The sequence below is a fragment of the Aliagarivorans taiwanensis DSM 22990 genome, assembly GCF_000429505.1.
Lineage (GTDB): Bacteria > Pseudomonadota > Gammaproteobacteria > Enterobacterales > Celerinatantimonadaceae > Aliagarivorans > Aliagarivorans taiwanensis.
The window spans coordinates 43,561-58,323 of the sequence record NZ_AUBZ01000032.1 but is presented as its reverse complement, the minus strand read 5'-3'; the positions used below and the strand labels follow the sequence as shown (position 1 = coordinate 58,323).

The window sequence follows — 14,763 nt, the reverse complement described above, 5'->3', positions numbered from 1 at the left end:
GTGAGGCGCAGCGCGCCGAACGCCAGGCTTCGATGCCGCCTCTGGTGTTGGCTCCTACTCACCACGCGCACTGATTTATCCTTAAACACAATTCTAAGTGACAGACGCCCACATTAGCCCACAGGGTGGGGCGTTCAGCTCCGGACTCCGTCCTACGCGCTCCTGCGGCACAAACCTGCGGTTTGTTAACAGCGCCGCTTCCTGCTTATGTGAAAGGCTTCGCTGCTGCTCGATGGCCGATCTGCGGATTTATCTATCACTCAGACAAGTCATATCTGGTGAGGGGGATGCTAATAGCGCTGTTACGGTGTCTTCTCGTATTTTTTCAAGCTCTCCGCTGTTATGCATCGCTAAGAAAATACCGTGGAGTTGGCTTGCGAGGGCCTGATGTTTTTTGTTTAGGTAATGATATAAGGGGGCTCTGCTGAGTGGGGGCTCGAGGGCATTGATATTCGATAGACCTAAGCCGTTTAGCCTAAGCGAGGCAGTGACTTTACCTGAAATGACGAAGTCGATTCGACCGGTATTGAGGACTCTCATCATTTGGTTCATATCGTTGTATCGAATGACTTCTTTTGCATGCTGTGCGCAGGTTTCGGCGTGTTTAACGCCTCGAATGACTCCTACTCTATATGCACTGAGGCCTCTGCAGGTACTGGGACCGTGTTTATGGGTCGCGCTAAACAGGCTTTGCTCTAGATAGCTAATAGCAACCGGGATTTTGATGAGGTTGGGGTAGTCAGGGGCAAAGCTGGCCACTCGCAGCAGCTCGCCATCGGCCTTTCCTTCATTGGCGTATTGAATCGAACGCTTGGCGGGTAAAGCTCTGTAACTGAGGGTAATGCCAAGTTTTGCATAGGCGTGTTCAATGATCTTGCTGCCCACGGTGATGATGGGGAGGTTTTCTGGACAAGCAATGACTAGGGGCTTGCTTGAAGCTGTATGAGTAGTTAACAGCAACGTAACGCTGAGTAGCCATAACTTTGTAGGAATCACGGGTTCTCCCTAGTGCTCTTGTCAGCGGCTGGAACTCAGCTATCTATTCTTACTCATAAAATCTAGTTGGTATTCTGCACTAGGGACTGATCATTGGGCTGTTTTGCGAGGGCACGTGGGTTGGATGGTGTAGTCCGTAGGAAAGAAGCCACTGAACTTGCAGTGGCTTATTACTAGTGGCGGTGCAATCTAGTTAGTTTTTAATTGTTCTAGCTCCTGTCTGAGCGCCCTTACCTCGTTGAGCAGTAACTGCATCTCGTCCATCTCCTCATCGCGAAGGGCCTTTTGCTCTTCAGCATCTTTTGCTTGCTGGGCCATACGTTGCTTGTTTCTTTCATCATCCATCACGCCCACCACAATACCGATCACCATGTTTAGGAAGGCAAAGGCAGTGAGGAAGATAAACGACACGTAGTAGGTCCAGCTCCATGGCACCACTTCCATGGTCTCATACATGACGTCGGTCCAATCCTCGAAGGTCATGACCCGGAATAAAGTGAGCATGGAGATAGCAATATCGCCCCACAGGAACTCGCTGATATCTGCGAATAGCATATTGCCGATGGCGGCATAGATATAGAAGATGATGAACATCAGCAGCATGACGTAGCCGAGCTGCGGTAACGCCTTAATCAGTGAGTTGATCAAGAAGCGCAGCTCAGGTAACACTGAGATCATCCGCATTACCCTAAACACTCGCACTAGGCGTGCGACCAGTGCTATCTCAGAGTTCTCCAGTGGTAACAGGCTCACCATAACCACTATGGAGTCGAAGATATTCCAACCACTTGAGAGAAACTTTGAGAGACTCTTAGTGGCCGCAAAACGCATCGAGATTTCTAGAACGAAGAACACGGTGATGGCGAAGTCTAAGTAACTAAGTGCTTCACTGACGGCGTGGGGGAGGATGAAGGTTTTTGCACCAACGAGTAAAGCTGCCAGTATGATTACTGCAATCACACAGCGCTCAAACAGCTTATTGGTGCTAATCCACTCTATCTTATTAGACAGAGTTGCTAGCATATTACGTCCTTATTTGTTGCAGCAAAGTCTGGCTGATACCACTTTGCCTTAGCGACTTTTCTTGCCTAGGTTAAGTGGCTTGCTAGCAAAAGCAAGCCTTTGTATATCAATAGCTTAACTTGTGTTCGATGACCTCGCTACGAGTAACAATTGTATGCCCACTTGGTCATGATTTGTTACAACTGCAGCCTTCGCTTGCTTTCCGCCAGAGAGTATTTAATCTGTTGGGCTGACAAGTGCTAGGGCGGCCGGTGGTGAACATTGCCCTTGCTCACTTGGATTTCTTTAGCGCGTCAGGGAAGGCGTTATCTGTAAAAGGAAGTACTCATGCTAAATCGAATGCTCAATGTGATGGAGGCGCTCAGCGCTAACAAATTATTCGAGCGCGCCGTGATTGCGGTAATTATTTTGGCGGCCTTGGTGATCGGTGCCAAGACCTATTCGTTGCCGCGAGTGGTGGTTGATGCTCTGCTCTATCTCGATTGGGCCATCACGGTGTTCTTTGTGGCTGAAATCAGCCTACGTTTTATTACCAGTCCGCAGAAGTCGCGTTTTTTCGCTAGTGGCTGGAATGTATTTGATACCTTTGTGGTGGTGATCAGTTTGTTGCCGCTGGAAAACTCCGATATCGCCCTGGTGGCGCGTTTGGTGCGGATATTCCGGGTAATGCGGATTATTTCGGTGCTGCCGGAGCTGCGCTTTTTAATCAACTCCTTGCTGAAAGCCCTGCCCCAGCTCGGTTATGTGATGCTGCTGATGTTCATCATCTTCTATATCTATGCCGCCATCGGCAACATGCTGTTCCAGGCGATCAATCCGGTTCTATGGGGCGATATTGCCATCTCCATGCTCACCTTATTCCGGGTGATGACCTTCGAGGATTGGACTGATGTGATGTACGAAACCATGCAGGTGCTACCGATGAGTTGGTCCTACTATGTGTCGTTTATCTTCCTCACTGCCTTTGCCTTTCTCAATATGGTGATTGGAATTGTGGTGGGGGTCATGGATGAAGAACGCAACAAGTTGCGCAACGAAGAGCTGGAACAGCAGCAAGCACTGCGTCACGAAGAGATGAATGAGATGCAGCTGCTTATCGATGAGGTACGCCAATTACGCGCAGAGTTGGTTGAGCAGCGGCGCGAGTAGTGGCTTGTCATGGTCACCAGAGCGTTAAGAGGATGCGTGCTTCCTGTTACCAAAACGAAAAAGTGAGTCTTTTCGCTTAAAAGCTAAGCACTTGCTGTCTTTACAGCTAAAGAAACGTCAGTCTCGGCGGTTACACTAGGGCGTTTTAGTGTAATTGCCGTCTTGCTGTATCCCTCTGCTCAAAGAGCCGATCGGCAGGCCCCAACCTGACTTCCTCTATGTTTAAGCAAATCAGTCTTAAGGCGAAGCTATTGGCTTCGTTTCTTGCCGCATTTCTATTGTTTTGCGTGCTCTATATCTCGTATGTATTTACCCAAATTAACCAGTTGAGCGAAACCCAAGCGCAACAGCGGATGGCCGACATTAGCCAAGCCAAGGCGCGTGAGATCCAATCGCTGTTCCGCAACCAAAAGGCCTTGGTAGAGGCTTCGGTTGCCCAGCTTAGGCTAAACCAGTTTTCTACTGAGACCATTGAACAGGCGCTGCCTTTGGTTCAACAGGCGGGCGATTTTTCTGCGGTGTTTCTTGGTTTTGAACAGAGTCGCGATACCTACCTGGTGCGCGACGATGGCAAGCCGGTTAACAAGCGCACGCTGGCCAAAGACAACTTTGATCCCACTGAGCGTCCTTGGTACCGTGAAGCACACCAATGGGGGCAATCTAAAGTTATCGCGCCCTTCGATACTCATGTGGATGACCGCATCTGGTTGGGTGTAAGTGTGCCCATTTACGAGGGACGCCAGCTAACCGGGGTGTATCTGGCCGATTTTACCCATGACAAATTTGGCACCATTATCTCCGAGCTTCCGGGCAATGATGCGATTATCACCTTGGCCGACCAGCACAATCAGGTGATCCTCTCATCGGACGATGCATTGTCGTTTGCCGATCCGATTGCCGATATGCTTGAGCGCGCGCGCTTTGAGGGGCGCGTGACTCAACACGGCCGCCGCTACATCTCCCATACCATTGCGGTACCGGTGGAGCACGGTATCGACTGGCAACTGATGATCAGCATCAGCGAGCAGGAAGTGATGGCTGAGGCGGCTGCACTAAAGCAGCGGGCGATGATGGTGTCGCTGGTGTTGGTGGCAGTGTTTGCAGGGCTGTTCTTTGTGGTGCTGAGCTGGGTGTATCAGCCAATCTTGGGTTTGAAACGTCTGGTGGTTGGCTTGTCGCGTCAGCAAAAGGACTTAACCCAGCGCATCCCGGTGGAAGGCCACGACGATATCGCCGATATCTCGATGGCAATCAACAGCTTTTTAGACAATGTGCAGCAGCTGTTGGGTGGGATACATGGTGCTTCTGACTCGCTATCTGGCTCCTCTGGTGAATTAAGTGGTGTGCTCAACGAGTCGCGCCGTAATGCTGAGCAAGAGCAACAAGAGATGGAGCAGATCGCGACTGCGGTGACACAACTCTCCGGCGCCTCGAGTGAGGTCAGTCGCAATGCTGCTGACGCCGACGACCTGGCTCGCTCCGCGTTGGGAAGCGTCAACGTCGGACAATCCAGTTTGGAAGACCTGATTGAGCTCTCTAGCCAGATTGGCGAGTCAGTTACCGACAGTTCGCAGATTGTGCGCCGCTTGAAGGACTTCTCGTTAGAGATTGAATCGGTGGTGGATGTGATTAAGGGCGTCTCAGAGCAGACCAACTTGCTGGCGCTGAATGCCGCCATTGAAGCTGCGCGAGCTGGCGAACAAGGGCGCGGTTTTGCCGTGGTGGCTGATGAGGTTCGCAGCTTGGCAGCACAAACCCAGCGCTCGACCTTGAGCATCCAAGATATCATCGAAAAGCTACAAGATGAGGCTGAGCGAGCTGACTCGCACATGCAAAAGAACGCGCAATTGGTCTCGGGTTCTGATGACAGTGCCCAAGCGGTGTGTATCGCCTTTAGCGATATCTATGAGGTGGTAAATAAGATGTCTGATATCAATAGCCAGGTTGCCGCTGCTGCGGAAGAGCAGTCTAGCGTCACCGATGATATCTCTAGCAACGTCGCGGCTACCTTGAGTCTGGTGCAGTCGAACGTGAATGCCGTGGCGCAGAGCAGTGCTGCCAGCGAGCAGCTGGCTAAATTAGCAATCGAGCAACGCCAACAGCTGCAGGACTACACCATCGAATAGTTGCTTTGCATAAGTTGACTTAAATATCACTAAGTCAACTTTTTCAGACGGCGCTCCAGAATTGCTATCTATACTGATCGCGAAGACGGTATAGATATGGAGCGTAAATGAAAGGATTCACTGACAAGTTATTGGTGATGGCACTTACATGCTTACTGGCTGCCTGCGGTGGTGGTGGAGGAGGTGATGGAGGTGGCGATGGCGGCACTCCGGTCACCGAGCCTGAAGGGCTGTTTATCGACAGCTCCCAGAACTCCTCAGTCGTTAACGATAGCGTCGAGTTCCGCGCTATCAGTTTAACCGGCACCTTTAGCGATCAGACCATCAGCTGGGACTTTGGCGACGGTACCCAACGGAGTATCGGGGCGACGTCGTTAGTGCAGCATAGCTACGCACAAGATGGTACCTACCAGGTGTCGGCCAGCTATACCTCGGCGCAAGGGTTAGAGCAGGCTCAGCTGCAAATCACCGTGTTTAACGATGCCCGCTATGACTTTGGCGGTGAGATTCAGGTGCTACCGAACACCATTGTCGATTCTGATATCAATGATCCGGTGGCGGAGCATACCGAAAACAATACCCTGCAAGATGCCCAACCTGTGCCCCCTGTAGCCGTTATCAGCGGCTACATCACCGATGTGGCAACAGGCAATAGCCGCGACCGCTTCTACCAGCAGGCCGATCCCTCCGACTATTTTCGGGTTGATTTACAAGCTGGTCAGCGGGTGTTCTTGGAGATTGCCGAGTGGGAAACCGGCGACGTTGATTTCGACCTTCAGTTGTTGGATGAAAGCGGCAACTGGATTGATCAATCCATTGGGGTCAATAAAACCGAAAACCTGAGTGTCACCGAAACGGGCAGTTACTATGTTCGCGTATACAGCTATGAGGGCTCAGGGAACTACACCCTGCGTTTGATATCGCAGAATAGCAATACCGTGTTACCCGAGGGGCACTATTCAACCCAGCAAGACTTTATGTTGGGAGAAGCGGTTGCCTTAAGCGGTGCGCCTGCGACCCTGGCCAGAAGCAATGGCTACAATGCCATGGAACTTGTCGATCTCGACTTACCGGTGGCGCGTTCTGCGGTTGGCGACAAGCAAGCCAAGCTGACAACCCTGCTGGCGATTAAGCAGCTTCACCATCAAGGTAAGTACCAACAGGTATCGCCTAACTTCATGTATCAAGCCTTCGAAGTGCCCAACGATCCTCTGTATGACCGCCAGTGGCACTACCAGGCCATCAAGCTTGAGCAGGCTTGGGAGCTGCAGCGCTTGTATGACGGTGGATACTCGCCAGTGGTGGCGGTGTTAGATACCGGGATTTATCAAAGCCATGATGACCTTACTTCCGTGCTAAGCAGTGATGGCTTCGATTTTATCAGCGATCCAAGCAATGCGTTGGATGGTGATGGCTTCGATAACAACCCGGAAGATCCCGGTGATAGCCCCAATGGTAGCTCCTCTTGGCATGGTACCCATGTCGCTGGCACCGTTGCCGCAGAAAGCGACAACAACCTCGGCGTCGCTGGGGTGAGCCGCAATACCGAGATCATGAACCTGCGGGTACTTGGACGCTTTGGCGGCAGTACCTGGGATATCTCGCAAGCAATGCTCTACGCCGCAGGGCTGAGTAATGCGTCGGGGCAACTTCCCACGCGTGCCGCACGGGTGATCAATATGAGCCTGGGCGGCAGTGGCTATGATCCGGCCTTTGATTCGGTGACCCAGCAAGTGATCGGCCAAGGTGTGGTCGTAGTGGCTGCAGCCGGAAGCGAGAGCACCTCGTCGCCGAGTTACCCTGCGGCATTTGATAACGTGATTTCTGTATCGGCAACAGCCGCAGACAACACACTCGCCTATTACTCCAACTATGGCAGCAGCATCGATGTTGCCGCGCCCGGTGGCGATACCAGCCGCGACTTAATCGGTGATGGCTATGGCGATGGGGTTTACAGCACCTATGTGGCCGAGAACAGTGCCGGGCGTTCGCAAAGTTACGCTTATCTAAATGGCACCAGTATGGCAGCCCCCCACGTAGCGGGCGTTATTGCACTGATGATGACCGTGGATGAAACCTTGGATGCTGCGACCATCAATGATTTGTTGGCGCAGGGCGAGCTAACCCAAGATATCGGCAGCGTTGGCCGAGACAACCTCTATGGCTATGGCTTGATCGATGCCGAAAAAGCGATCAACACCGCCGCAGACAGTAACGGGGTACCCGGTCGCTCCTACTTACGCTTCGACGTAAACCAGTTAGCACTGGATCTGGCAGCCGATTCAGCCAGCTTTAACCTTAGCCGGGTTGGCGATGCGGCCCTGTCGGTGACCTCCATTAGCGCTAGCGCCGATTGGATGAGCGTAACTGCGGTGACAGTCGATGGCGATGGCTTGGGGGATTATCGGGTTCAGGTTAATCGTGATGGCTTGGCTGATGGCGTGTATCAGGGGCTAGTGAATGTTGTGGCCTCAGATGCGAGTGAGCTGTCTTTGTCGGTATCGATGCTTATTAGTAGCGTTACTGCTGGCGACAGCGGTCTGGTGTATGTCACCTTGGTAGATGTAAACGGCTATCAAGACACCCAGCAGATCGTGGTGCAAATGGTTGATGGCCGTTTCACCTATCTGTTTGAACAAGTCCAATCCGGGGAGTATGAAATTTATGCGTCGTCGGACAATGATAATGACTTCGAGCTCTGTGATGAGGGTGAACTGTGTGGTGCCTATCCGCTGATCAATGAAATGGAAACGGTGCTACTGGAAAGTGACGCATTAAATATCAACTTTACGCTGAGCCCAATCACTACAGAGGACTATGGTCAGCAGCAGTTGGCGGAATTCGCCCGTTACTGATATATCGATTCTTCTAACCCGCAAAATAGGCATTTGCCACTCTGGTTCTGAATTATTTGTTGATTCAGAACCAGATTTCTCCAACAAGTCCGATCTCGCTCACCCTGCAATAAAGTTACTATTGTGCCTGCCGGTTATTGATGGTACCCGTAGTGTTAGGGTTGCTGTAACCATGGCCCGGGGTGAGCGCTAGGAGGAAAGTTGCTAGATTTAAGCTGTTTGCGGCCATCGCAAGATAAACTGGGAGTAATGCTAAAAATAGCACCTCAGTCGAGTGCGGTGAGTGAGATCGATATACGCGCGCTGTTGATGCGCTCCGATTTCAGTCAGTACCTGATTGATCAAGAGGCGCTGCAGGAAGCGGTCGATAAGTTCACTCAGCTACGGGAGCAACCCGATCTTGCCGACGAGTGGGGAGATACTGAAGTTAAGCTCGCCTCAGCCAAGAATGCTGAGGTAGAGGTGACCATCTCTGAAGATCGTATGGTCGCGTGGGCCACCATCACTGCCGCGCATGGTGGCCGCCCTATTGGTCACCGCGATCTGGTGGTGGCAATGCAAGAAGCCGGAATTCAGTTTGGTCTGCAAAAACGCCGTGCCACCGAGTTGATTCACTTTGGTCAAAAGGCCGAACCCGGTAGCACCATCAAACGGGTGGTAGCCTTGGGGCGTCACCCTGAAAATGGTGAAGACTCCCGTTTTGAGCGCTTAGTGGATACCCCACTAGAGCGAGTGCGCCGTCCTAAAGAGCTCGACCATGGCCAGGTTGATATGCGCGACTTAGGCGATCTTGGTACGGTGAAGCCCGGTACCACATTAATGCGCCGCCATCCTCATATCCTCGGTCGTGAAGGCATGAACGTAACCGGTCAGGCACTGCCCCATAAGGCAGGGAAAGAGCTGGCCTTGTTACCCGGTGATGGCACCGAGATATCTCCAAGCGATCCTGAGCTGCTGATTGCTACCCGCAATGGCCTTCCTCTTGTGGTTAAGCAGGGGATGAAGGTGGATGATGTGCTGTCGGTGAAAACCGTCGATGTGGGCTATGGCCATGTCGATTTTGAAGGCTCGATCCATATCACCGGCGATGTGGCAGAGGGAATGCGGGTATCGGCAACCGGTGACGTGCATATTAACGGCTTCGTTGAGTCTGCCCATATCGAAGCGGGCGGCGACGTGGTGGTGGGCAAAGGCATTATTGGCCATCGCCGGGAAGAGCTCGACGAGCTGAGCTGTTCGGTTAGTGCTGGCGGTTCAATCAGCGCCACCTTCGCCCAGTATGCCGATCTGCAATCTGAAGGTGATGTGTTGATCAGCAGCCAGTTGTTACATAGCAACATCAACAGCAAAGCTTCGGTATTGGTGCGCGATGAGCAAGGCTTCAAGGGCACCTTGGTGGGCGGTAAGGTTCAAGCCGCTAACACCATCGAGTGTGTGGTGCTTGGGGCGACGGCGGGCACTAGCACCTCCTTGCATATTGAGGGTGAAATCAGCGAGATCCGTGAAGAGTACCAAAGCTTTGTTCGTACCAAGAATGTGCTGGCTGAGCGGATAAGCAAGATCCTCGACGCCCAACTGCGACTCAGCACCCAACGCAACGGCAATGATGAGACCAGCCAGCGCCTGGCCGTCACCCTTAGCCACTCCCAGGAAGAGTTCGCACGAACCAGCTACGCCATCGAGTGTAGCTTGGAGAAGGAAGAAGCCTTCTTCGATAAAGCCAAGATCATCGCCTCTAAAGAGCTCCACCCCAATGTCTATCTGGACGTTGCTGGTTTTATGGCGGTATCACGTCGCCAATATGGGCCGTCAGAGACCAAGGTCGAAAAGGGTAAGTTACTACTCGAACCCCTGCAAAACCCCAACCAGAAGAAATAGTCCTCTTAGGCCGCAGTTTCGTGCTGCGGTCCCCTGCCTTTCGCCATGGCCAAGCTGTATCAATCGGTCACGTAAGATGGCGGAAGCCATCCATTTGTTCATTACGGATATGATTAGAGAGCGTCGCTAAGACTAAAGTCTAAGCGTAATTCATTGGTTTTATTCACAAACCCCTCGCTTTCAAATGGCGGCATCTTAACAAGCGTCTAACATAAGTGAGTAGCCAACTCTTTGGTTTAACGAATAAAACAATCAATGAAACGAAATGGAGAACGTTCATGCTGAAGTCCCTAGCCACCAAAACCCTAGTGCTAGCGGGCGCACTTGCCTTGGCGGGCAATGCACTTGCTGCGGATAAAGTGTACAAACTGAAGCTTGCGCAGACCTGGGGACCGAACTTCCCGGTGTTTGGTGATGCAGTAATCAACATGGCCAAGATGGCCGAAGAGATGTCGGGCGGTCGCCTGCAAATCCGCATCGATGCCTCCAACAAACACAAAGCGCCCTTTGGCGTATTTGATCTGGTGAAGAGCGGCCAGTACGACATGGGGCATTCAGCGTCTTACTACTACAAGGGTAAAGTGCCTAACACCTTGTACTTCACCACCATGCCGTTTGGCATGAACGCCCCCGAGCAGCACGCTTGGTTACAATACGGCGGTGGCCAAGAGCTGATGAATCAGGTTTACGCGGAGCACAACTTGGTGCCCTTCCCCGGCGGTAATACCGGGGTGCAAATGGGCGGCTGGTTCCGTAAAGAGATTAACTCGGTGGATGACCTGCAGAACCTGAAGATGCGCATCCCCGGTTTCGCCGGTGAGGTGCTAGCCAAGCTTGGTGCTACCCCGGTGAATATTCCGCCCGGTGAGCTTTATACCTCACTGGAGCGCAACACCATCGACGCGCTGGAGTGGGTGGGGCCATCGCTCGACCTGCGTATGGGCTTTCACAAGATTGCGCCCTACTACTACATGGGATGGCATGAGCCAGCTACTGAGCTGATGTTTATCGTGAACAAGAAAAAGATGGAGAGCCTGCCGGAAGATCTGCAAGCTATCTTGAGCAATGCCATGCACAAAGCGGCCTACGATATGTTCATCCATTCCTACGCCGAGAGTGCCAAGAACTGGCAAACCATGCTCGAAGAGTACCCCAACATCCAGGTTAAAACCTTCCCGGATGATGTGATCAAAGCGCTTAAGCAAGCCAATGATGAACTGCTCCAAGAGAAGGCGGCAGAAGACGCCATGGCTGCTCAGATCATCGAGTCGCAGCAAACCTTTATGGAGGCCATTCGCGCCTACACCGCCATCTCTGAACAAGGTTACCTGAACAGCACCGCTGATCTGTAATCGTCAACAAGCTGCGGGCTGACACTTATCGGGTGTCAGCCCGTCTTGGTTTAACGCAAGGATGTAATATGTTGTTCTGGAAGCGTCAACTGGACCGATTTTCGTTGTTTCTTGGGAGGCTCAGTGCAGCACTTATGCTGCTGATGCTACTCAATGTGTTCTACGATGTGGTTGCCCGGTATTTCTTTAAATCCAGCTCGATTGGAATGCAGGAGCTGGAGTGGCACTTCTTCTCTTCGATGTTTATGTTGGGCATCGCCTATACCCTGCACGCCGAGGGACATGTGCGGGTCGATATCTTCTATGAAAAATGGTCTGAGAAAACCCGCGCCATCGTCGATATTGTCGGGGTAGTGGTGTTCCTGCTTCCCTTCTGTGGATTGATTCTATGGTATGGCCATGGCTTTGCGCTGGAGTCGTTCCGACTCGGCGAGACCAGTGGCGATCCCGGTGGTCTTCCTTATCGCTGGATCATTAAATCGATGATCCCGGCATCTGCCTGCTGTTTGGCGCTGAGTGGTATTGGTTTGTTACTGAAAGACCTTATCAAGCTCAGTCAATCATCTTAAGACAAGGACTGTGTTGTGATTGGCATTATCATGTTTTTGGTTGCGCTGCTGATGTTGCTCAGCGGTTTTCCGGTGGCCTTTGTGTTTGGCGGCGTGGCCTTGATCTTCGGCATCTTCGCCGAGGGCATCGACCTGTTCGCGTTTATGCCGTTCAGGATCATGAGCATTATGCAGAACTCGGTACTGATGGCGGTGCCGCTGTTTATCTTTATGGGCATTGTGCTGCAAAAGACCCGCTTGGCTGAGCAGCTGTTAGAAGCCATGGGCCAATTGTTTGGCCGTGTGCGCGGCGGGGTGGCGGTGTCGACCGTATTAGTGGGGGCGTTGTTGGCCGCTTCTACCGGTGTGGTGGGCGCCTCGGTGGTGGCGATGGGGGTCATCTCCTTGCCCGTGATGCTTAAATATAACTACGACAAGCGCTTAGCGACCGGGGTGATCTGTGCCTCGGGTACCCTGGGGCAGATCATCCCACCGTCGATTATCTTGATTATCCTTGGTGATGTGATGGGTGTGCCGGTGGGCGATCTGTTTAAGGCTGCTCTAGGACCGGGCTTGGTGTTGGTGGCCGCATTGGTGATCTACGTATTGGCGGTGTCATGGCTCAAACCCGGCACTGCGCCAGCCTTGCCCGCCGATGAAGATGCTGAAAGCCGTCGCCAACTATACTGGCGCGCCTTTAAGGCAATTGCCCCGCCGCTTACGCTGATTGTGGCGGTATTGGGCTCAATCTTTTACGGCATCGCCACCCCGACGGAGTCGTCGGCGATTGGTGGCATGGGCGCTATCTTGCTGTCGGTGATCTATCGTCAGTTCTCGTGGAAGATCGTCTATGAGGCGGCCCTTGAAACGGTCAAAGTCACCTCGATGGTGTTCGCCATCTTTATCGGTGCGACGGCCTTCTCGATGGTGTTTTCTTACACCGGTGGTGAGGAAGTGATTGAAGAGATCATGACCAGCCTGCCGGGCGAGAAGTGGGGTTTCCTGATTCTGACCATGCTGGTGATCTTGATCCTCGGCTTCTTCATCGACTTTGTGGAGATCTCATTTATCGTGGTGCCGATGCTCTATCCGGTGGCTGAAGTGCTGGGCATCGACCTGACTTGGTTTGCCATCCTGATTGCGATGAACCTGCAGACCTCGTTCTTAACGCCGCCCTTTGGCTTTAGTCTGTTCTATCTCAAAGGGGTCGCGCCGCCCGAGGTGGCAACCCGCGATATCTATCGCGGGGTCATGCCGTTTATTGCGCTGCAGATCTTGGTGCTGCTGAGCATCCTGATCTTCCCCGAGTTGTATGGCTTTAGCGCGGAGGCGCAGTCGCCTTGGTAGCATCCGCACATTAACTCATGCGCTCAGTACTAAAAACCCCGCATTGACGCGCAATGTAGTTCACTTAAGAGGGGCTGCATTGCGATTAACAGGATACCGGGTCTTTGATATTTTTACCGCCCTAGGCCGATTAGGCTTAGGGCGTTTGTCTATGAAGAGGGCGGATAAGTCTCCACGCAGGCTCTTCAAGCGTTTAGGCGTGTTACCTAAAGACACCGCGTTGCTCATCACTTTCAGCTGGCTAGAGATAAATTGGTAAGCGTATTTAAAGCTGATTTCATTGGGACGTCGCCCATGCTCCACTGCTGCCTGACTCGCTTCTCGCCTTACCAGGTTATAACCAAGCAATAGCCCCCATAGCTCTTGATACACCAGGTCTACCGTTTTGCTTCGTAGCACTAACGCGTTGTGCTGCATTGAACTTTTCATGTCGCGATAGCCTAGTTCGATTTCCCATCTCTCGTGGTAAAGCTCCGCCACCGATTGAGCGTCATACTCTTCTCGAGGGAGTGAGGTAAACACCGTTTTGGATTTACCTTGAACTTCATAAGTGACGGCTCTGACTTGCCACTTTTCCGGGAGGTGTGGGTTCTTTTTACGAGCCTGTGGCGAGACTTTCATCTCTACCAGCATGTCATTACTTTCCTCATCGTCCAGCAATGTGTATTTCACTCCCTTCTTTGCAGGGAGTAACCAGTGCCTGTTTATGCCGCTGCTCTGCAGAGAAAGTAGTAAATCCGCGCCATAGAAGCCTTTATCCAGTAGTGTCACAGACTTATCTGGTAAGGCATTGACAAAAGGTATGGCCAAAGGAATTTCACCTCGGCGATAAGGGCTTATCGCTGCATCCACGATGACATGAGAGCGAACATTCATCATGGTGACCACTCTTAATACTGGGTGAGGAGTTTGCCTCTTACTCGACGTATTACCAGAGCCAAAATGCTCTCTTAGCTCGGGTGTATCAGCTGTTCGAAAAAGCGCACCATCAATAGCAAATACTTGTAGACCTTGCCATGTATCCTCAGGATATCGCTCGAGACCCCATGCTCTCCCACACTGTCTGAATAACCACTCTGGCGCCGCTTGCCCTAAGCGCTGCCGAGCCTGAGTCAAAGCGCTCTTAGCCAATAACTCCTCATCAGCCAAACCGTCGGCACAGACGTTCATTCTGCGAGCGACTTCGGCAATAGGTTCATTACGAAAGAAGGCCATACCCACAATTAGCCACAACACCATATCACTGGGTAATCGCCGTCTACGAATTGTTGCTTTTTCAGATAGCGTAGCGGCCTTAATAATCCACTCATCGGGGATATGCTCAGAGAAAGTGGTGAGTTGGGCTATATCAGCAGGGCTTTCTTCTAAGAAGTCGGCAAAACAGTTTTGAACAGACATAAAAAATCGGAAACCTAAAACAGGTTTCCGATTGTCTCTTATCAGAAGGATCGGTCAACCGATCCTTAACTGATCTACATTGCGCACATAG

The 14,763-nt window shown here is 52.1% G+C and carries 10 protein-coding genes; 7 read left to right on the top strand and 3 right to left on the bottom strand.

From position 1 onward, the window contains the following. Positions 1–249 precede the first annotated feature (249 nt). Positions 250–996, bottom strand: coding sequence for a substrate-binding periplasmic protein (locus tag G462_RS0115335; RefSeq protein WP_026959767.1), 747 nt, complete (start codon positions 994–996; stop codon positions 250–252). A gap of 189 nt (positions 997–1,185) precedes the next feature. Then, the gene (locus G462_RS22995) at positions 1,186–2,019 is read right to left on the bottom strand and encodes an ion transporter (protein ID WP_035477909.1); all 834 of its coding nucleotides are present in this window, start codon (positions 2,017–2,019) and stop codon (positions 1,186–1,188) included. A 327-nt stretch (positions 2,020–2,346) separates the two neighbouring features. On the opposite strand from G462_RS22995, the gene G462_RS0115325 reads away from it, so the two are divergent. The 7 genes from G462_RS0115325 (at position 2,347) to G462_RS0115295 (ending at position 13,274) form a co-directional block, all read left to right on the top strand. Further along, on the top strand, positions 2,347–3,168 hold the full coding sequence (locus G462_RS0115325; protein ID WP_026959766.1) for an ion transporter: 822 nt from the start codon (positions 2,347–2,349) through the stop codon (positions 3,166–3,168). A 251-nt stretch (positions 3,169–3,419) separates the two neighbouring features. Beyond that, positions 3,420–5,294, top strand: a complete 1,875-nt coding sequence (locus G462_RS24010) for a methyl-accepting chemotaxis protein (protein ID WP_169720177.1) — start codon at positions 3,420–3,422, stop codon at positions 5,292–5,294. 107 nt (positions 5,295–5,401) lie between these two features. Beyond that, a complete protein-coding gene (locus G462_RS22985) occupies positions 5,402–8,149 on the top strand; it encodes a S8 family serine peptidase (protein WP_026959765.1) in 2,748 nt (915 codons plus the stop codon). A gap of 249 nt (positions 8,150–8,398) precedes the next feature. Next, positions 8,399–10,027 carry a flagellar assembly protein A gene (locus G462_RS22980; protein WP_157378634.1) on the top strand — a complete coding sequence of 543 codons (1,629 nt, stop codon included), beginning with the start codon at positions 8,399–8,401 and terminating at the stop codon, positions 10,025–10,027. A 278-nt stretch (positions 10,028–10,305) separates the two neighbouring features. Then, complete coding sequence (locus G462_RS0115305; protein ID WP_026959764.1) at positions 10,306–11,379, top strand: TRAP transporter substrate-binding protein; 1,074 nt, start codon at positions 10,306–10,308, stop codon at positions 11,377–11,379. Between the two features lie 68 nt (positions 11,380–11,447). Then, a complete protein-coding gene (locus G462_RS24535) occupies positions 11,448–11,948 on the top strand; it encodes a TRAP transporter small permease subunit (RefSeq protein ID WP_026959763.1) in 501 nt (166 codons plus the stop codon). Positions 11,949–11,963: 15 nt separating this feature from the next. Then, on the top strand, positions 11,964–13,274 hold the full coding sequence (locus tag G462_RS0115295; protein ID WP_026959762.1) for a TRAP transporter large permease: 1,311 nt from the start codon (positions 11,964–11,966) through the stop codon (positions 13,272–13,274). 60 nt (positions 13,275–13,334) lie between these two features. Here G462_RS0115295 and G462_RS0115290 read toward each other — a convergent pair whose 3' ends face one another. After that, positions 13,335–14,672 carry an IS4 family transposase gene (locus G462_RS0115290; protein WP_026959761.1) on the bottom strand — a complete coding sequence of 446 codons (1,338 nt, stop codon included), beginning with the start codon at positions 14,670–14,672 and terminating at the stop codon, positions 13,335–13,337. Between the last annotated feature and the right edge of the window lie 91 nt (positions 14,673–14,763).